Origin of the sequence: Rathayibacter sp. AY2B5, assembly GCF_002931645.1 — a bacterium.
Classification (GTDB): domain Bacteria; phylum Actinomycetota; class Actinomycetes; order Actinomycetales; family Microbacteriaceae; genus Rathayibacter.
Window position 1 is genome coordinate 61,109 of the sequence record NZ_PSUE01000004.1, and the last position, 18,756, is coordinate 79,864.

Here is an 18,756-nt window from a genome sequence, read left to right on the forward strand (position 1 = left end):
CTCGGGCGCACCAGGACATCGTAGCAAGGCCCGGAGCCGGCCCACGCCCCGGGGTCGCGCCACGCCCTAGGATCGCAGCGTGCTCCTCTCCGACCGCGACATCTCGCTCGAACTCGCCTCCGGCCGCGTGGGGCTCGCCCCGCACGATCCGTCGATGCTGCAGCCGTCGTCCGTCGATGTGCGCCTCGACCGCTTCTTCCGGCTGTTCGACAATCACCGCTACCCGTACATCGATCCGGCCGAGGACCAGCCCGAGCTGACCCGCCTGGTCGAGACACCGCAGGGCGAGCCGTTCATCCTCCACCCGGGAGAGTTCGTGCTCGGCTCGACCTACGAGGAGGTGTCGCTGCCGGACGACATCGCGGCGCGCCTCGAGGGCAAGAGCTCTCTCGGACGGCTCGGGCTGCTGACCCACTCGACCGCCGGGTTCATCGATCCGGGCTTCACCGGCCACGTCACCCTCGAGCTCAGCAACGTCGCGACGCTCCCCATCACGCTCTGGCCGGGGATGAAGATCGGCCAGATGTGCTTCTTCCGCCTCAGCTCGCCCGCCGAGAAGCCCTACGGCTCGGCGGAGTACAGCTCGCGGTACCAGGGCCAGCGCGGTCCGACCGCGTCGCGCTCGGCGCTCGGCTTCCACCGCACGGACGTCTACACCGACTGACGCCGGCGCAGGGATCAGGGTGCGGGGGTCAGCCCAGCAGGCGGGGGAGCTGCAGCACGAGCCAGGGGGAGAACGCCCAGGGGGTCGAGCGGACGGCGGCGAGCGTCGCCTCGGCGTCGACCCACTCGTAGTCCATGACCTCGTCGAGGCGCGGATCGAGGGCGTCGCGGCTCGACAGCGTCGCCGTGTAGACGGGGCAGATCTCGTTCTCGACGACGCCGGACGCGTCGACCGCGCGGTAGCGGAAGTCCGGCAGGGCGACCTCCAGCGTGGCCAGCCGGGCGCCGAGCTCGCGCTCGGCCCGGCGGACGACGGCGTCCTCGATCCGCTCGCCCGGGGCGGGGTGCCCGCAGAAGGAGTTGGTCCAGACGCCCGGCCAGGTGCGCTTCTCCAGCGCGCGGCGGGTCACCAGCAGCGCGCCGTCCGGGGAGAAGACGTGGCAGGAGAACGCGAGGTGCAGGGGAGTGGCCGTGTCGTGCACGGTCGCCTTGTCGGCGACCCCCACGGCGTTCCCGGCCTCGTCGAGGAGGACCACCTGCTCGATCCGGTCCGTCTGCACAGTGGCGGCTGGCGAAGTCATACCCGCAAGTCAAGCACGCCGCAACACATCAGCCGGCTTATCGTCCTGGTTCTCCCCTTTGTTAGCCTTCCCACGTGGATACGCGCGACCCCGTGGTTCTGTCCCGGTTGAGGCAGGAGCACGTCGATGCCGTCCTGGACAGGTTCTTCTCGTTGGCGAGGTCCCGGGCGGTGCGTCTCGGACCCCGCTACCTGACCCTGTGGCAGACGCTGGAGGCCAACACCCGCGGCGGCAAGCGCTTTCGCCCGCTGATGGTGATCTCCGCGTACGAGGCCCACGGCGGCCAGGATCCGGAGGCCGCTGCCCATCTCGGCGCGGCGTTCGAGCTGCTGCACACCGCGCTGATCGTGCACGACGACGTGATCGACCGCGACTTCGTGCGCCGCGGCGGCCCGAACGTCTCGGGCAGCTACCGCGACGAGGCGACGACCGCGGGCCTCTCCATCCCGATCGCCGAGCACCGCGGGACCTCGGTGGCCGTGATCGCCGGGGACCTCGCCCTCACCGGCGCCCACCGCCTCGTCGAGGGCGTCGGCGCCTCCGACGGCGTGCGGGCCCGCCTGCTCACCCTGCTCGACGAGGCCGTCTTCGCCTCCGCCGCGGGTGAGCTGGCCGATGTGGACTTCTCCCTCATGCCGGGCATGCCCTCGGTCGACGAGGTGCTCGAGATGGAGCGCCTCAAGACGGCCGTCTACTCGTTCGAGGCGCCGCTGCAGGCCGGAGCGATCCTCGCCGGGGCCTCGGACGCCGCGGTGGACGCCCTCGGCGAGTTCGGCCGCTGGATCGGCATCGCCTATCAGATCGTCGACGACCTGCTCGGGGTCTTCGGCTCGGAGGGGCAGACCGGCAAGACCACGCTGGGCGACCTCCGCGAGGGCAAGCGCACCGTCCTCATCGCCCACGCGGCCGGCACGGACTGCTGGCCCGACATCGAGGCGCTGATCGGCGACGAGCACCTCGCGCCCGAGACCGCGGAGAAGGTGCGCGGCATCCTCGAGGAGTGCGGCGCCCGCAGCTACGCCGAGGGGCTCGCGAACCAGTTCGCCGATCGCGCCTGGGCGGCTCTGGAGACGCCCGCGGTGTCGGAGGCGTTCCGCAACGAGGTCCGCCCGCTGGTGGCCAGCGTGGTCGGGCGCACCCGATGAGCGCTGTCCGCCACGCGCGGATGCGCGCGACGATGCGCTCCGCCCGGCCGAGCCCCCGTACGGTGGCACGATGAGCCGCCAGAGCGAACTGTACGACCGCGTCGCGCACGAGTCGTCCGCGCAGGTGATCCGCCGCTACTCCACCTCCTTCGGGCTGGCCACGCGTCTGCTAGCCCCGGGTGTCCGCGAGCGGGTGGAGGACGTCTACGCCCTCGTGCGCGTCGCCGACGAGATCGTCGACGGCGTCGCCGAGGAGGCCCGTCTCGATCGGGCCGCGGTGGAGGAGTCTCTCGACGCCTTCGAGGCCGAGACCGAGCGCGCGCTCGCCTCCGGCTACAGCTCCAACCTCGTGATCCACGCCTTCGCTCGGACCGCGCGGGCGACCGGATTCGGCACCGAGCTCACCCGGCCGTTCTTCGCGTCGATGCGCGCCGACCTCCGCGAGACCGAGCACACCCCCGAGTCCTTCGAGGCCTACGTCTACGGCTCCGCCGAGGTCGTCGGGCTGATGTGCCTGCACGTGTTCCTCGCGGCGCCGGACGCGGGGCTCGTCTCCGAGGCCGCCCGCGAGCGGCTCGTGGCCGGAGCGCGCCGCCTGGGCGCCGCGTTCCAGAAGGTCAACTTCCTCCGCGATCTCGCCGCCGACGTCGACGGCCTCGGCCGCAGCTACTTCCCCGGAGTCGACCCGCGGGCGTTCTCCGAGCGCGACAAGGCCTCGCTGCTCGCCGACCTCGACGACGACCTCGCCGAGGCCGCAGCCATCGTGGCCGAGCTCCCGCGCTCGAGTCGGCGCGCGGTCCTGCTGGCCCACTCCCTCTTCGCCGCCCTGGCCGACCGGATCCGCGCGACGCCCGCCGAGGAGCTCCTCCGCGCCCGCGTCAGCGTGCCCACGGCCGCCAAGGCGGCGCTCGCGGCCAAGGCGGCCGTGTCGACGCTCGGCCCGCGCCTGGGCCCCGGCCCCGTCCGCGCGACCCGCTCGAGGACCGGCCCGCACCGCGCCGTCGTCATCGGCGGGGGGATCGGCGGACTCGCCTCCGCCGCGCTGCTCGCGCGCGACGGCTACGACGTGACCCTCCTGGAGGCGCGCGAGGCCGTCGGCGGCCGCGCCGGCTCGTGGGAGCACGAGGGCTTCCGCTTCGATACCGGTCCCTCCTGGTACCTGATGCCCGAGGTGTTCGACCACTTCTTCCGCCTCATGGGCACCAGCGCCGAGGAGCGCCTCGACCTCGTCACGCTCGACCCCGGCTACCGGGTCTACAGCGAGGGCGTCGACGAGCCGATCGACGTGCTCGCCGACCTCGAATCGAACCTCGCGCTCTTCGAGAGCATCGAGCCCGGAGCGGGCGAGCGGATGCGCGCATACCTCGACTCCGCGCGCGACACCTACGAGATGGCCAAGCGCCGCTTCCTCTACACGAGCTTCTCGTCCTTCCTCCCGCTGCTGCGCCGCGACGTGCTCAGCCGGACCGGGAGGCTCGGCCGCCTGCTGCTCACTCCGCTCGACACGTTCGCGGCGACGGCGGTCACCGACAACCGGCTGCGCCAGATCCTCGGCTACCCGGCCGTCTTCCTCGGCTCCTCGCCGTTCGCCGCGCCGAGCATGTACCACCTGATGAGCCACCTCGACCTCGCCGACGGCGTGCTCTACCCGATGGGCGGATTCACGAAGCTGATCGAGGCGGTCGCCGACGTCGCCGAGGAGGCCGGCGTCACCGTCCGCACGTCCTCGCCCGCGACGCGGATCCTCACCGCCCGCTCGCCCCGCGGCCGACGCCGCGGCGCCGAGGTCGTCGGAGTCGAGTTCACGGGCCCCGACGGCACGGAGCGGATCCCGGCCGACCTGGTCGTCAACGCCTCCGACCTCTTCACCACCGAGCAGTCGCTCCTCCCCGAGGAGCTGCGGACCTACCCGCCCGCCTACTGGGAGAAGCGCGAGCCCGGCCCGAGCGCCGTCCTCGTCCTCCTGGGCATGCGCGGGGAGCTGCCCGAGCTCGAGCACCACACCCTGCTCTTCACGAAGGACTGGCGCGACAACTTCGACAAGATCTTCGGCGAGCACCCGACCGTCCCCGATCCCGCGTCGATCTACGTCTGCCGCCCGAGCGCGACCGACGCGAGCACGGCTCCGGAGGGGCACGAGAATCTGTTCGTGCTCGTGCCGATCCCCGCCGACACCTCGATCGGCCACGGCGGAGTCGACGGCGCGGGCGACGCGCGCGTCGAGGCCATCGCCGACCAGGCCATCGCGCAGATCGCGTCCTGGACCGGCGCGACCGACCTGGCCGAGCGGATCGTCGTCCGCCGCACCATCGGCCCGGCCGACTTCGAGAGCGACCTCGGCGCCTGGCGCGGCTCGATGCTCGGACCGGCCCACGTCCTCTCGCAGAGCGCCTTCTTCCGCGCCGGGAACGTCAGCCGGCACGTCGACGGCCTGCTCTTCGCCGGCAGCTCCACGATCCCCGGCATCGGCCTGCCGATGTGCATCATCAGCGCCGAGGTCATGCTCAAGCGCGTGCGCGGCGACGTGTCGACCGAGCCGCTGCCCGTGCGGGAGGCGCCGTCCGCTCCGGTCGCGCCCGTCGCCGTGGGGGAGTAGGCGTGGGGATCCTCTACCTGCTCGCGCTCCTCGTCTCGATCACCGGGATGATCGTGCTCGACCGCCGCTTCCGGCTGTTCTTCTGGGCGGACGCGCGACGCGCGGCGATCGTGCTGCCCGTGGGAGTCGCGTTCTTCCTGGTCTGGGACCTCGTGGGGATCGGCCTGGGCGTCTTCTTCCGCGGAGAGACCTCCTACATGACCGGCCTGCAGATCGCGCCGGAGCTCCCGGTCGAGGAGGTCCTCTTCCTCACCCTGCTCTGCTACCTGACGATGGACGTGCACGGCTTCCTCTCGCAGCGGGTCGCCCGGCGGGCGGAGGCGCGCGCGTGACCTACCTCCTCCTCAACGCCGTGTTCCTCGCGGTGGTGCTGGTGCTGCTGCCGCTCGCGCTGCGCCGACGCGTCCTGCGCCTGCCCGCCGTCCTCGGCACCCTCGCCGTGCTGCTGGTGATGACCGCCGTGTTCGACAACATCATGATCGGAGTGGGCCTGCTGGTCGCCTACGACGACGACCTGATCTCGGGCATCCGGATCGGTGTCGCTCCGATCGAGGACTTCGCCTACGCGATCGCGGCGGCCCTCGCCCTCCCGGCGCTCTGGGTGCTCCTGCCCTCGCGTCGTCGGAGCGAGCCGTGAACCGGCTGCGCGCGCTGTTCGTCTCGAGCCGCCCGCTGAGCTGGGTCAACACCGCCTACCCGTTCGCGGCGGCGTACCTGCTGACCACCCGCGAGATCGACCTCGCCTTCGTGCTCGGCACGATCTACTTCCTCATCCCCTACAACCTCGCGATGTACGGGATCAACGACGTCTTCGACTACGAGTCCGACCTGCGGAACCCCCGCAAGGGCGGCGTCGAGGGCGCCGTGCTCGACCGGAGCGAGCACCGCGCGACGCTGATCGCGGCGGTGGCCACGAACGTGCCGTTCCTGGTGGCGCTCGTGCTGCTCGGATCCCCGGTCTCGTGGCTGGTCCTCGCGATCAGCGTCTTCGCGGTGATCGCCTACAGTGCGCCGGGGCTCCGCTTCAAGGAGCGTCCGTTCGTCGACTCGCTGACCTCGGCGACCCACTTCGTCAGCCCGGCCGTCTACGGGATCGCCCTCGCGGGCACCGTGGTCACCGGACCTCTCGTGGCGCTGCTCGTGGCGTTCTTCCTCTGGGGGATCGCGAGCCACGCCTTCGGCGCGGTGCAGGACATCCTGGCCGACCGGGCGGGCGGCATCGGCTCGATCGCGACCGTGATCGGAGCGAAGGCGACCACGCGCTTCGCCATCGCCGCCTACGTCGCGAGCGGCCTGCTCCTGCTCCTGCTGCCCTGGCCGGGGACTCTCGCGGCGATCCTCGCGGTGCCGTACGCGGTGAGCATCTGGCCGTACCGGTCGCTCGAGGACGCCGAGGCGGAGCGGGCGAATGCGGGCTGGAAGCGCTTCCTCGCGCTGAACTTCCTGACCGGCTTCCTCGTCACGCTCCTGCTGATCGTGTTCTGGATCGCCACGGTCTGATCCGCGGCCGGCGGCGCGCGGGGAGGGGCGTCGCCAGCGACTCCGCGGTCCGGGCCTCGTCAGTCCCGGCGGGCGTGCGGAGCGAGCCGCGGCTCCGGCACGACGGGGGCGGTGGCCGGCGGGCGGCGCACCGGCAGGAGCAGCACCAGCCCGACGGCGAGGACGAGGACGAGCCCGAGGATGCCCCAGTACTGCACGTTCGCCTCGCCGCTGCCCGAGACGGCCGCGGCGATCGAGACGGCGGCTGCGAAGGCGGCGGGCGCGAGGAACGAGGCCGCCCGCCCGGTGGTCGCGTAGAGGCCGAAGATCTCGCCCTCCCGTCCCTCCGGAATGAGGCGGGCCAGGTAGCTGCGGCTCGCCGACTGCGCCGGGCCGACGAACAGGCACAGCAGCAGGCCGAAGATCCAGAACACCGTGCTCCCCCCGTCGTGCAGGACGAAGACGGCGGTGCCGCAGACGACCAGGCCGATGAGCGAGGCGACGATCACGGCCTTGGGGCCGATGCGGTCGTCGAGCGCGCCGACCGAGATGGTCGCCACTCCGGCCACGACGTTCGCCGCGATGGCGAACAGGATCACCTCGCCGGCGTCGAAGCCGAAGGTGCCCTGCGCCAGCACGCCGCCGAAGGTGAAGACCCCGGTGAGCCCGTCGCGGAACACCGCGCTGGCGATGAGGAAGGCCACGGTGCTGCGGCTCTCGCGCCAGAGGCCGGCGACCTGCGCGAAGAGCGCGCGGTAGGAGGCGATCACCCCGACGCGCTCCGCCCGGCTCGCGCGCGCCGGCGTCTCCGGCACCGCGACCAGCACAGGGAGGGCGAAGACGGCGAACCACACGCCGGCGACCAGGATCGAGACGCGCACGTCGAGGCCGTCGTCCCCCGTCACTCCGAAGAGCCCGACCTCGGGCGAGATGAAGCCGAAGTACACGATCAGCAGCAGGACGATCCCGCCGACGTAGCCCATGCCCCACCCGAAGCCGGAGACGCGGCCGATGGTCGCCCGGGTCGAGACCTGGAGGAGCATCGCGTTGTAGTTGACGCTCGCGAACTCGAAGAAGACCGTGCCGACCGCGAGCAGTCCGAGTCCCAGCCAGAGGAGGGCCGGGTCGGGTCGCACGAGGAACATCAGCAGGATGCAGAGGACGACGACGGCGGAGTGGATCCCGAGCCAGAGCCGGCGGTGCCCGCCGAGGTCGGCCCGGCGGCCGGTGATCGGCGCGATGACGGCGACGACCACGCCGGCGGCGGCGAGGGACCAGCCGAGCGCGGCCGAGACTCCGCTCGAGGTGCCGAAGAGCCCGTCGGTGGTCAGGTAGACGGTGAAGACGAAGGTGGTCACCACCGCGTTGAAGGCCGATCCGCCCCAGTCCCACAGGCCCCAGGCGAGGACGGGCCAGCGGCCGGTGCGCGTCGTCATGGGCCCACCGTAGGGGGAGGAGGTGAACGGCCGGAAGCGGCGGGACCCGTGAGTCTGAGAGTTGAGCCGATGCGACTCAACTTCTCGCCTCCGGACTTGACGCGAGACGACGGATGCGTAAACTTGAGCGTGCGGGGCTCAACTCCCGCAGAGGATTCCGCACCACCCGTCAACTGACCGGCAGCCGCCCGCGCGACGCCGATCGCGAAGGAGAACAACGCATATGTCCCGTGCCGTAGGCATCGACCTGGGAACCACCAACTCTGTCGTGGCCGTCCTCGAGGGAGGCGAGCCCACCGTCATCGCCAACGCCGAGGGCTTCCGCACCACGCCGTCCGTCGTGGCGTTCACCAAGGACGGGGAGGTGCTCGTCGGCGAGACCGCGAAGCGCCAGGCCGTCACCAACGTCGACCGCACCATCGCGTCGGTCAAGCGCCACATGGGCACCGACTGGACCTTCGGCGTGGAGGACAAGAAGTACACCCCGCAGGAGATCTCGGCCCGCATCCTGGGCAAGCTCAAGCGCGACGCGGAGCAGTACCTGGGCGACAAGGTGACCGACGCGGTCATCACCGTCCCGGCTTACTTCAACGACGCCGAGCGCCAGGCGACCAAGGACGCCGGCGAGATCGCCGGACTCAACGTCCTGCGCATCATCAACGAGCCCACCGCGGCCGCGCTGGCCTACGGCCTCGACAAGGGCAAGGAGGACGAGCTCATCCTCGTCTTCGACCTCGGCGGCGGAACGTTCGACGTCTCCCTCCTCGAGGTGGGCAAGGACGACGACTTCTCGACCATCCAGGTCCGTGCGACCTCGGGCGACAACCGCCTCGGCGGCGACGACTGGGACCAGCGCGTCGTCGACCACCTGGTCAAGCGCTTCAAGGACTCGACCGGCGTCGACGTCTCGAAGGACAAGATCGCTCGCCAGCGCCTCAAGGAGGCCGCGGAGCAGGCGAAGAAGGAGCTCTCCTCGAGCACCTCGACCAGCATCCAGCTGCCCTACCTCTCGCTCACCGAGAACGGTCCGGCGAACCTCGACGAGACGCTCACCCGCGCCAAGTTCGAGGAGCTCACCAGCGACCTGATCGAGCGCACCCGCAAGCCCTTCACCGACGTCATCGCCGAGGCGGGCGTCAAGGTCGAGGACATCGCTCACGTGGTCCTCGTCGGCGGCTCGACCCGCATGCCGGCCGTCGCCGAGCTCGTCAAGAAGCTCACCGGGGGCAAGGAGCCCAACAAGGGCGTCAACCCGGACGAGGTCGTCGCCGTCGGCGCCGCGCTGCAGGCCGGCGTCCTCAAGGGCGAGCGCAAGGACGTCCTCCTGATCGACGTGACCCCGCTCTCGCTGGGCATCGAGACCAAGGGCGGGATCATGACGAAGCTCATCGAGCGCAACACCGCGATCCCGACCAAGAGGTCCGAGACCTTCACCACGGCCGACGACAACCAGCCGTCCGTCGCGATCCAGGTCTTCCAGGGCGAGCGCGAGTTCACCCGCGACAACAAGAACCTGGGCACGTTCGAGCTGACCGGCATCGCGCCGGCCCCGCGCGGCATCCCGCAGGTCGAGGTCACCTTCGACATCGACGCCAACGGCATCGTCCACGTGTCCGCGAAGGACAAGGGCACCGGCAAGGAGCAGTCGATGACGATCACGGGCGGCTCGTCGCTGCCCAAGGACGACATCGACCGCATGGTCCGCGAGGCCGAGGAGCACGCCGCCGAGGACAAGGCCCGCCGCGAGGCCGCCGAGATCCGCAACAACGCCGAGACCCTGGCGTACTCGATCGACAAGCTGATCAAGGACAACGAGGACAAGCTGCCCGAGGACGTCAAGTCCGAGGTGCAGGGAGACGTCGACGCGCTGAAGACCGCGCTCGCCGGCGACGACGACGCGGCCGTCAAGACCGCGTTCGACGCCCTCAACGCCTCGCAGACCAAGATCGGCCAGGCGATCTACTCCCAGGACCAGGCCGCGCAGAGCGCCCCCGCGGACGCTCCGGCCGACGGTGACAAGAAGGACGACGAGGACATCGTCGACGCCGAGGTCATCGACGAGGACGAGCCGAAGGACACGAAGTAGCCATGGCAGCCGAGAACGAGCCCCAGGACCTCCCCGAGGAGCAGCCGGTCACCGGCGGCGAGGCGGGAGCCGAGGCGGCGCAGGACGCCCAGGACCAGGAGGGCCTCATCGAGGCCGAGGGGCCCGACGTCGAGACCAGCCTCTCGGACGCCGACCTCTCGTTCCTCTCGGGACAGTCCAGCGCCGAGACGCTCGCGGCCGAGCACCTCGCCGACCTCCAGCGGGTGACCGCCGAGTACGCGAACTACCGCAAGCGAACCGAGGCCAACCGCCAGGTCGACAAGGAGCGGGCGATCGGCGACGCGGTGAAGGTCATCCTCCCCGTGCTCGACGACCTCGACCGCGCCGAGAAGCACGGCGACCTCGCCGAGGGCGGGCCCTTCACGGCCATCGCGCAGAAGCTGCGCGGCGGAGTGGAGAAGCTCGGCCTGGTGAAGACCGGCGCCGTGGGCGACCTGTTCGACCCGAACATCCACGAGGCGATCTTCCAGCAGCCCACCCCCGGCGCCGAGACCTCCACGGTCGCGGACGTCGTCGAGGCGGGCTACTACCTCGGAGGCTCGCTGCTGCGGGCCGCCAAGGTGGTCGTGGCAGTCCCCGCCGACTGACCCCGCCACCGGCACCACCACCGCGGAGGACCCCGCCCCGCTCGGCAGCACGCTGCCGGACCGGGGCGGGGTCCCTCGCCGCATTCGACACAGGAAGAGGCACATGGCCAGCCAGGATTGGTTCGACAAGGACTTCTACAAGGTCCTCGGCGTGTCCAAGGACGTCTCCGCCGCGGACCTGAAGAAGACCTACCGCAAGCTCGCCCGCCAGTTCCACCCCGACTCCAACCCGGGGGACGCGAAGGCCGAGGCGCGCTTCAAGGAGATCAGCGAGGCGTACACCGTGCTCTCGGACGCCGAGCAGCGCAAGGAGTACGACCAGATCCGCGCCATGGGCGGCGGGGCGCGCTTCACCGCGGGCGGCCAGCCCGGAGGGTTCGACGACGTCTTCGGCGGCATGTTCGGCCAGGGCGGGCGCACCTCCTACAGCACCCAGCAGGGCCCGCCGCCCGGCTTCGAGGACATCCTCGGCGGCATGTTCGGCGGCGGAGGCAGCCGCTTCGGCCAGCCCAGCGGCGGCTACCGCGGCTTCGGCGGCCCGCAGAAGGGCGCCGACGTCACCGCCAGCACCACCATCGACTTCCGCACCGCGACCCGGGGCGACACCGTCCAGCTGCAGACCGGCGACGGGCGCACCCTCTCGGTGCGTATCCCCGCCGGCGTGGCCGACGACCAGAAGATCCGCGTCCGCGGCAAGGGCCGCCCCAGCCCGGACGGCGGCGATCCCGGCGACCTGGTGCTCACCGTCTCGGTCCGCAAGCATCCGGTGTTCGAGCGCGACGGGCTGAACCTGCGCGTGACGGTGCCCGTGACCTTCGTCGAGGCCGTCTTCGGCGCGACGATCGAGGTGCCGACCCTCGGCGGCGAGCCCGTCAAGCTCCGGGTCGCCGCAGGCACCCCGAGCGGCCGCGTCCTGCGCGTCAAGGGCCGCGGCGTCACGACCCCCAAGGGCACGGGCGACCTGCTCGCCGTCCTGCAGGTCGCCGTCCCGAGCCACCTGTCCGCCGCCGCCCGTGAGGCCCTCGAGGCCTACGCCGCCGCCGAGCCGGACGAGGACCCGCGCGAGGACATCCTGGAGAAGGCCCGCTACTAGCACCGGATCGGCGCGACCGGTCGGAGGAGGAGACATGGACGAGAACACGCCCGTCTTCGCGATCGCCGTCGCCGCCGATCTGGCGGGGATGCACCCGCAGACCCTGCGGCAGTACGACCGGCTCGGGCTCGTGAGCCCGACCCGCACCGCGGGCAAGTCGCGCCGCTACTCGATGCGCGACGTGGTGCAGCTGCGCGAGGTCGCCCGGCTCTCCTCCGAGGGCGTCTCTCTCGAGGGCATCGCGCGCATCCTGCAGCTCGAAAACCAGGTGCAGTCGCTCTCGCAGCGGGTGCGCGAGCTGGAGGCGGCCCTCGCCGACGAGCTCCTGAACCGGCCGGGCCGCCGCGTGTTCGCCGCCGGACTCGAGGGGGACGTGGTCACTCTGCGCCACGGCACGCGCGCGCAGCGCCGGACCGAGCTGGTCGTCTGGCGCCCCGCGCCACGATCAGGGGCCGCCGACGACGCCACACCCTGAACGAGGGGTAGCCTGACCGGGCGCCGCCCCGTCATCGCGGCGCCCGTCCCTCCGCTCGGGGCGGAGAGCAGGAGGACCGCCGTGGACAACGACAGCAGCACCCCGCGCGACGAGCGCGACGCCCGCCGGGAGCAGGCCGCCCAGGAGCAGTCCACCCAGGAGCAGGTGTCGAACGCTGCTCGACAGGAGCAGGCCCCGGACTCCACGCGCGCGTCCCGCAGGACGCCCGTCGTCCCCGACAACGGGTTCTCCCGCGAGTCCTACGCGATCCACGCCGCCCGCAGCGACCTCCCCCTCTTCTCGGATGCGCTGAACGCCGGCCGCGACGACTCCGGCTGGCTGTCGTCGCTCTCGAGCACCCTCGCCGGTCCCACCGGGCCGGTCGGCTCCCCGGACTCGGCCGCCGAGACGGCGCAGGCCGCGCTCGACCGCCGCACGCGCCGTCGGAGCGACGAGTCCGACTCCTGAGCCGCGGCCCCGGCTAGTCGCGCAGGCGAGTGGCGGCCATCCGGGCGTCGACCAGGCGGCCGCCGCTGAGGCGGGCGAGGATCACGGAGCCGAACGGCAGCGCGCGCACCAGGGGCAGACCCTCGACCCGCTCCTCGTCCGTGTAGCCGAGGAGGACGTACATCCCGACCACGGCGATCGCGGCGATCGTCGCGACCCGCGCCGGGATCTGGTCCATCGTGCCGCCTCCGCCGTCGATCGGCTCGGCGAGCGTGACGCACATGAGGAAGATCGACGCGTAGACCGCCAGGTGCACGTGGGAGCGGCTCCACGGGCGCGCGAGCGCGGCGATCGGCAGGATCCAGAGGGCGTACCAGGGGTGGATGGCGGTCGACGCCGTCACGAACGCGAGCAGCGCGCCGGACAGGCGGGCGAGCGGATCGATGGAGCGCCGCGACAGCATGAGGCGCGCAGCAATCAGGCCGGCGAGCCCGAGCGCGAGGATCTTGACCACGGCGATCGCCGCGGCGGGGTCGTGACCGGTGAACTCGACGGCGCGGGAGACCGAGACCGTGACGAACGACATCGGCGCGTACCAGTGCAGGATCGAGCCGGGCACGACCATCGCCGCGACCCAGCCGACCCCGACGCCCGCGAGCAGCCCGACGGCGACCACGAGGCCGAGCGCTCCGGCGCCCGTCCAGAGCCAGCCGCGGGTGCGCTCACGCCACGTCGCGTCGTGGCGCAGCCACAGGAGCGCGAGCACGGGGAGCGCGATCACGGCGATCGGCTTGATCGCGATCGCTCCGGCCATCAGCACGACGGCGGCGATGCGCCGGTCGGTCTGGGCGTAGTAGAGCGACGCGAGGATGAGCGCCAGCATCACGGAGTCGTTGTGGCCGGCGACGACGAAGAGCACGAGGGTCAGCGGGTTGGCGACGATCGTCCAGGCGGTGAGCGGGACCGAGAGGCCGCGCAGGCGCGCCAGGCGGAGCGCGTAGACGGCCATGACGGCCACGCCCGCGACCGACACGGCGCGGAGCATCGCGATCGAGAGCTCCGGTGCGCCGTAGCCCGCGAACTGCACGGCGGTGCGCTCGATCAGGAGGTAGAGGGGCCCGTAGGGCGTGGGCGTGTCGGCCCAGAGCGGGTCGACGCCGAGGTCGAACCAGCCCGGGAGCGTCGCGACGCCGTGGGTGTAGGGGTCGATGCCCTGGGTCATCAGGCGACCCTGCGCCACGTAGGAGAACATGTCGTGGCTGAACAGCGGCACCGTCACGAGGAGCGGAGCGGTCCAGGCGAGGGCCGCCACCACGATGGTGCGGACGGAGCCGGGGCCCGCCGCGAGAGCGACCGTGCGCAGGCGGAGCCACGCGATCAGCAGCAGCATCCCGCCGCCCACGACGAGGGCGCCGCTGGACTCGGTGAGCCAGCCCGTGGCGCGGATCGAGGCGACGAGAGGCCAGTCGCGGATGGGCGAGCCGGCGGGCAGGTAGCCCACGCCGAGCGAGCCGAGGAGGATCGCGATCGAGCCCAGCAGGCCCGTCGCCAGCGGTGCGGCCTCCATGAAGCGGAGCCGCGGTCGGCGCTGCCGTCCCGTTGCCCGGGCCGTGTCCGGCCGCTCGATCGTCCCCCGTGAAGCCATCGGAGCCACGCTAAAGGATGGGACTCCGAAGTGCATGGACGGCCGGTGAACGGTTGATCAGTCGGCGCTCAGGTTGTACAAGCACCCGCACGCGCACCGATCAGGGCAGGCGCGGCACCGGGGCCGGCTCCGCGAAGCGCAGCTGGTTGCCGAACGGATCGATCACGTCGAGCGCGAAGCCGAACGGCGTGCGGGTGATCCGCGGGTTGAGGTAGGGGTACGCCTTCGCGTCGAGCTCGGCGTGCAGCTCGCGGACACCGCGGAGGGCGACGTGCACCGCGGCGCCGGGACTGCCGTCGCGGTGGTGCTCGCTGAGGTGCAGGCGGAGCCCCGAGCGCGACACCTGCAGGTAGAGGGGGGCGTCGAGCGCGGCGCGGTGCTCCCAGTCCACCTCGAAGCCGAGGTAGTCGACGTAGAACTCGCCCGCCTTGGCGACCGAGAAGATCCGCAGGATCGGCACGGCCGCCTCCAGTCGCACCGGCTCGAGCCGGTCCGGCTCCTCCGCGCTCGACCGGTCCCGTGCACGCCGTCTCGTCTCCACGCCACGAGGCTAGCCGCCCCGCGGTCGGCCCGGCGCCGGAGGGTCAGTCGACGAGATCGAGACCGCGCAGCAGCCGGAGGGTCTCGACCCCGGCGGGCGGGCAGCGGCCCGCATCGGAGCCGTCGACCCAGTGCAGCGAGTCGATCTCGCCGCTCGGGCGCGCCTCCCGGTCGAGCTCGGCGGCGAAGACGCTCATGTGGACCTCCCGCCCCTCCGGCTCGCCGTGCGCCTGGGTGCGGACGGTGAACAGGGGCTCGGGGCCGAGCGCGACGGCGCCGAGCTCCTCGCGGGCCTCGCGGGCCGCCGCCTCGATCCCGCTCTCGCCCTCGTCGACCTTGCCGCCGGGGAGGTAGAGGACGTCGCGGCCCCGCGCCGTGACCATCAGGACGCGCCGGTCGCGGAGGACGGCGACGGCGGACACGACGATCGGCGGGAGGGTGCTCATCCGCTCATCATGCCCGCCGCGGGCGGACCGTCGCGGCGCCCCCGCGGCTACCATGGGGGCACACCAGAAGGACGCGCGCAGCCGGCGCGCGCCGGGGCCCCGTGCGCCCGAACAGCTGAGGAGCAACCCGTGGCAGAACCCACCACCCTCGACAAAGTCATCACCCTCGCGCAGCACAGGGGATTCGTCTTCCCCTCGGGTGAGATCTACGGGGGCACCCGCTCCGCGTGGGACTACGGGCCGCTCGGCGTGGAGTTCAAGGAGAACATCAAGCGCCAGTGGTGGAAGACCTTCGTGCAGGGCCGGGGCGACGTCGTCGGCCTGGACTCCGCGGTCATCCTGCCCACGGCGATCTGGCACGCCTCGGGACACGTCGGCGTCTTCTCGGACCCGCTGACCGAGTCGCTGATCACCCACAAGCGCTACCGCGCCGACCACCTCTTCGAGAAGTACGAGGAGGTCAACGGCCACCCGCCCGTCAACGGCCTCGCCGACATCCCCGACCCGGAGCACCCCGACAAGGTCGGCCAGTGGACCGAGATCAAGCAGTTCTCGGGCCTGATGAAGACCTACCTCGGCGTCGTCGACGACGAGTCGGGTCTGCACTACCTGCGTCCCGAGACCGCCCAGGGCATCTTCACCAACTTCGCGAACGTGCTGCAGAGCGCCCGTCGCAAGCCGCCCTTCGGCATCGGCCAGATCGGCAAGGCGTTTCGCAACGAGATCACCCCCGGCAACTTCATCTTCCGCACCCGCGAGTTCGAGCAGATGGAGCTCGAGTTCTTCGTCGAGCCCGGCACGGACGAGGAGTGGCAGGAGACCTGGATGCAGCTCGCCTGGGACTGGTTCGTCGGGCTCGGGATGAACCCCGAGAACATCCGGCAGTACGAGCACCCGAAGGACAAGCTCTCCCACTACTCCAAGCGCACCGTCGACATCGAGTACCGCTTCAGCTTCGCCTCGGGCGAGTGGGGCGAGCTGATGGGAGTCGCGAACCGCACCGACTACGACCTCAAGACGCACATCGAGCACTCGGGCAAGGACCTCTCGTTCTTCGACCAGAACAAGAACGAGCGCTACGTGCCGTTCGTGATCGAGCCGTCGTTCGGTCTCACCCGCGCGCTCATGGCGTTCCTCGTCGACGCCTACGAGGAGCAGGAGCTGCCGCCGAACGCCAAGGGCAAGGTCGAGACGCGGACCGTGCTGCACCTCGACCCGCGCCTGGCGCCGGTGAAGGTGGCTGTGCTGCCGCTTTCGCGCAACGAGGCCCTCTCGCCGCTCGCGCGCCGCGTCGCCGACCAGCTGCGCCAGCTCTGGAACGTCGACTTCGACGACTCCGGAGCGATCGGCCGCCGCTACCGCCGCCAGGACGAGATCGGCACCCCGTACTGCGTGACCGTCGACTTCGACTCGCTCGAGGACGACGCAGTGACCGTCCGCGATCGCGACACGATGAAGCAGGAGCGCATCCCGCTCGAGCAGCTCGAGTCGTACCTCTTCACCGGGCTCCGCGGGGCCTGACGCTCCTCCCGGGACGCCGCCGACCGGACGGGCCGGCGGCGTCCCGGAGGGCGCGGACCAGCCGGCCCTGCGGTCAGCGCTCGCGGGCGAGCAGGGCGAAGACGAGGGTCGAGGTCCACTCGCCCTTGCAGAACTCGTCCTCCCGGTGGTGCGCCTCGAGGCGCATCCCGAGGCGCTCGCAGAGGCGGGCGGAGGCGGTGTTCCGAGCGTCGAGCTGCGCGATCACGCGGTGGGCGCCGAGGGTGTCGAACGCGAGGTCGAGCAGCGCCCGGGCGGCCTCGGTCGCGTAGCCGCGCCCCTGCGCCTCCGGGTGCAGCACCCAGCCGATCTCGACCGCCTCCTGCTCGACGGACGTCGCGATGAGCGTGAGGTCGCCGATCATCCGCCCGGCGAGGACGCCCTCCCGGGGGACGATCGCCAGCACGGCCACGTCGCCGTCAGCGGCGAGCCGTGTCGAGGGGAGGCGGCGCTGCAGGTGCGCCCGCGACTCCTCGGGGGTGCGCACCGGCCAGCGGAGGAACCGGACGGCGTCGGCGTCGCCCTGGTATCGCGCGTGGTCCTCGGCGTCCTCCGGTCCGAGGGGACGCAGGAGCAGGCGCGCGGTGAGCAGCGGCGCGGAGCGCAGCGGTTCCGCGTCGAAGGGGAGCCGGAGGCTCACGCGGTGGCGGCGTCCGCGTCGGGGCGGGCGGCGGCGGCGGGCTCGGCCGGGACCTCGATGCCGAAGAGCGCCTCGAGCCCGGTGAGGTACGCCTCCTGCGCTCCGGCGCGCGCGTAGTCGCGGGCGCGGACGCTCGGGGTGTGCAGCAGCACGCCGGCGAGGTGGCGGAGCGCCTGCTCGGTGCGGCCGTCCTCGTCGCCGCGCGAGCGGGCCCGCTCGATCTCGGCGTCGAGCGCGTCGAACACGTGGGCGCGCAGGGCGACGACGGCCGGAGTGAGGCTCTTCTCGTCGGCGACGTCCGAGAACTTCCGGGCCGCCTTGTCGACGAGCGCGCGCGCCTGCTGCGACGCGTCGAGCACGTCGAGAGGTGCGTGCAGGCTGATCGTCTCGAGGTCGAGGAGCTCGACGCCGGCGACCGAGGTGACGTCGGAGGCGACGTTGCGCGGCAGGCCCAGGTCGATCACGAGCTGGCGCTCGCGGGAGAAGCCCTGGAGGCGCCCGGCGGCGAGCAGGGCGGCGTCGAGCACCGGCTCCTGGGTCGTGGTGCAGGTGATGACGATGTCGGCCGAGACCGCCTCGAGCGCGAGATCGGAGGCGGCGATGGGCCGGAGCGAGCGGCGGGCGGCGAAGCCCTCGGCGCGGCCGGAGGGGGAGTGCACGGCGATGTCCACCACTCCGCGGTCGCGCAGGGCCGCGACGGTCGCCCGCGCGTAGCTGCCGGTGCCGACGAGGAGGACGCGGGCGGCCCGCCAGTCGGTGACGCGGCTCGCGGCCAGGTCGAGCGCGAGGCGCACGATCGAGCGGCCGGCGCTGCCGAGGCCGGTGCGGTTCTTGATGCCGCGCGAGGTCTGCGAGGCGCGCTGGAACAGCCGCTCGAGCTCGGAGGAGGTGGTGCCGAGGCGGCGCGCCTCCTCGAGGGACCGGCGGACCTGGCCCGCGATCTCGCCCTCGCCGACCACGACGGACTCGAGCCCGCTGGAGACGGCGAAGAGGTGCTCGGCCACCCGGTCGCCCGAGACGACGTCGACGCTCCCGCGCAGCTCGTCCTGCTCGACGCCGGTCGCGGCGCTGACGGCGGCGGTGGCGGCCTCGACGGCGACGGCCTGCGCGGCGGTCAGCGGCTCCTCGATGTCGAGGTAGGCCTCGAAGCGGTTGCAGGTCGCGACGACGACGGCTCCGGAGACGAAGTCGATCCCCTCGGAGAGGGCCGCGGTCACGGCGGAGGAGTCGACGGAGAGCTTCTCGAGGAGATCGAAGCTGGCGTTCTTGTGCGACGCCGTCAGACACAGAAGCACCACGTCAGTCTACCCGCGCTCTGCGGGGCGGGGTCCCGGACT

Annotated in this window: 19 protein-coding genes; 12 read left to right on the plus strand and 7 right to left on the minus strand. The window is 72.1% G+C overall.

Going from position 1 to position 18,756, the window contains the following annotated elements; translation table 11 throughout:
* Positions 1-79 precede the first annotated feature (79 nt).
* Positions 80-664, plus strand: coding sequence for a dCTP deaminase (gene dcd, locus C5C30_RS04160; RefSeq protein WP_104246931.1), 585 nt, complete (start codon positions 80-82; stop codon positions 662-664).
* Positions 665-692: 28 nt separating this feature from the next.
* On the opposite strand, the gene idi is transcribed toward dcd, so the two are convergent.
* Positions 693-1,244, minus strand: coding sequence for an isopentenyl-diphosphate Delta-isomerase (gene idi, locus C5C30_RS04165; protein WP_104222897.1), 552 nt, complete (start codon positions 1,242-1,244; stop codon positions 693-695).
* A 170-nt stretch (positions 1,245-1,414) separates the two neighbouring features.
* Between idi and C5C30_RS04170 the strand changes: the two genes are divergently transcribed.
* The 5 genes from C5C30_RS04170 (at position 1,415) to C5C30_RS04190 (ending at position 6,485) form a co-directional block, all read left to right on the plus strand.
* A complete protein-coding gene (locus C5C30_RS04170) occupies positions 1,415-2,389 on the plus strand; it encodes a polyprenyl synthetase family protein (RefSeq protein ID WP_244229492.1) in 975 nt (324 codons plus the stop codon).
* Positions 2,390-2,459: 70 nt separating this feature from the next.
* On the plus strand, positions 2,460-4,985 hold the full coding sequence (gene crtI, locus C5C30_RS04175; protein WP_104333230.1) for a phytoene desaturase family protein: 2,526 nt from the start codon (positions 2,460-2,462) through the stop codon (positions 4,983-4,985).
* A 2-nt stretch (positions 4,986-4,987) separates the two neighbouring features.
* Positions 4,988-5,317, plus strand: coding sequence for a lycopene cyclase domain-containing protein (locus C5C30_RS04180; RefSeq protein ID WP_104222894.1), 330 nt, complete (start codon positions 4,988-4,990; stop codon positions 5,315-5,317).
* Positions 5,314-5,622 (plus strand): lycopene cyclase domain-containing protein, encoded by a 309-nt coding sequence (locus C5C30_RS04185; protein ID WP_104333231.1) that lies wholly within the window; start codon positions 5,314-5,316, stop codon positions 5,620-5,622. The genes C5C30_RS04180 and C5C30_RS04185 overlap by 4 nt, the downstream gene beginning before the upstream one ends.
* The gene (locus C5C30_RS04190; RefSeq protein ID WP_104222892.1) at positions 5,619-6,485 is read left to right on the plus strand and encodes a prenyltransferase; all 867 of its coding nucleotides are present in this window, start codon (positions 5,619-5,621) and stop codon (positions 6,483-6,485) included. Before C5C30_RS04185 ends, C5C30_RS04190 begins: the two co-directional genes overlap by 4 nt.
* Positions 6,486-6,544: 59 nt before the next feature.
* On the opposite strand, the gene C5C30_RS04195 is transcribed toward C5C30_RS04190, so the two are convergent.
* Entirely contained in the window at positions 6,545-7,900 is a 1,356-nt protein-coding gene (locus C5C30_RS04195; protein ID WP_104333232.1) for an MFS transporter, read from the minus strand.
* Between the two features lie 223 nt (positions 7,901-8,123).
* Here C5C30_RS04195 and dnaK point away from each other — a divergent pair, with 223 nt between their 5' ends.
* The 5 genes from dnaK (at position 8,124) to C5C30_RS04220 (ending at position 12,630) form a co-directional block, all read left to right on the plus strand.
* A complete protein-coding gene (gene dnaK, locus C5C30_RS04200; RefSeq protein WP_104222890.1) occupies positions 8,124-9,986 on the plus strand; it encodes a molecular chaperone DnaK in 1,863 nt (620 codons plus the stop codon).
* Between the two features lie 2 nt (positions 9,987-9,988).
* Complete coding sequence (locus C5C30_RS04205; RefSeq protein WP_104237617.1) at positions 9,989-10,594, plus strand: nucleotide exchange factor GrpE; 606 nt, start codon at positions 9,989-9,991, stop codon at positions 10,592-10,594.
* 103 nt (positions 10,595-10,697) lie between these two features.
* Positions 10,698-11,687 carry a DnaJ C-terminal domain-containing protein gene (locus tag C5C30_RS04210; RefSeq protein WP_104222888.1) on the plus strand — a complete coding sequence of 330 codons (990 nt, stop codon included), beginning with the start codon at positions 10,698-10,700 and terminating at the stop codon, positions 11,685-11,687.
* Between the two features lie 34 nt (positions 11,688-11,721).
* The gene (locus C5C30_RS04215) at positions 11,722-12,162 is read left to right on the plus strand and encodes a heat shock protein transcriptional repressor HspR (protein WP_104237619.1); all 441 of its coding nucleotides are present in this window, start codon (positions 11,722-11,724) and stop codon (positions 12,160-12,162) included.
* Positions 12,163-12,243: 81 nt separating this feature from the next.
* The gene (locus C5C30_RS04220) at positions 12,244-12,630 is read left to right on the plus strand and encodes a hypothetical protein (RefSeq protein WP_104333233.1); all 387 of its coding nucleotides are present in this window, start codon (positions 12,244-12,246) and stop codon (positions 12,628-12,630) included.
* Between the two features lie 13 nt (positions 12,631-12,643).
* Here C5C30_RS04220 and mptB read toward each other — a convergent pair whose 3' ends face one another.
* The 3 genes from mptB to C5C30_RS04235 all read right to left on the minus strand — a co-directional run bounded on the left by mptB (position 12,644) and on the right by C5C30_RS04235 (position 15,240).
* The gene (mptB, locus tag C5C30_RS04225) at positions 12,644-14,254 is read right to left on the minus strand and encodes a polyprenol phosphomannose-dependent alpha 1,6 mannosyltransferase MptB (RefSeq protein WP_146078786.1); all 1,611 of its coding nucleotides are present in this window, start codon (positions 14,252-14,254) and stop codon (positions 12,644-12,646) included.
* A 100-nt stretch (positions 14,255-14,354) separates the two neighbouring features.
* Positions 14,355-14,795, minus strand: a complete 441-nt coding sequence (locus C5C30_RS04230; RefSeq protein WP_208543318.1) for a glyoxalase superfamily protein — start codon at positions 14,793-14,795, stop codon at positions 14,355-14,357.
* A 43-nt stretch (positions 14,796-14,838) separates the two neighbouring features.
* Positions 14,839-15,240, minus strand: a complete 402-nt coding sequence (locus C5C30_RS04235; RefSeq protein ID WP_104333234.1) for an NUDIX domain-containing protein — start codon at positions 15,238-15,240, stop codon at positions 14,839-14,841.
* Positions 15,241-15,369: 129 nt separating this feature from the next.
* Here C5C30_RS04235 and C5C30_RS04240 point away from each other — a divergent pair, with 129 nt between their 5' ends.
* Entirely contained in the window at positions 15,370-16,761 is a 1,392-nt protein-coding gene (locus tag C5C30_RS04240; RefSeq protein WP_104226140.1) for a glycine--tRNA ligase, read from the plus strand.
* 73 nt (positions 16,762-16,834) lie between these two features.
* Here the strand turns inward: C5C30_RS04240 and C5C30_RS04245 are convergent, their stop codons facing one another.
* Together C5C30_RS04245 and C5C30_RS04250 are read right to left on the minus strand one after the other, a co-directional pair.
* A complete protein-coding gene (locus C5C30_RS04245) occupies positions 16,835-17,419 on the minus strand; it encodes a GNAT family N-acetyltransferase (RefSeq protein WP_104273553.1) in 585 nt (194 codons plus the stop codon).
* Positions 17,416-18,714 (minus strand): glutamyl-tRNA reductase, encoded by a 1,299-nt coding sequence (locus C5C30_RS04250; protein WP_104283145.1) that lies wholly within the window; start codon positions 18,712-18,714, stop codon positions 17,416-17,418. Before C5C30_RS04250 ends, C5C30_RS04245 begins: the two co-directional genes overlap by 4 nt.
* Between the last annotated feature and the right edge of the window lie 42 nt (positions 18,715-18,756).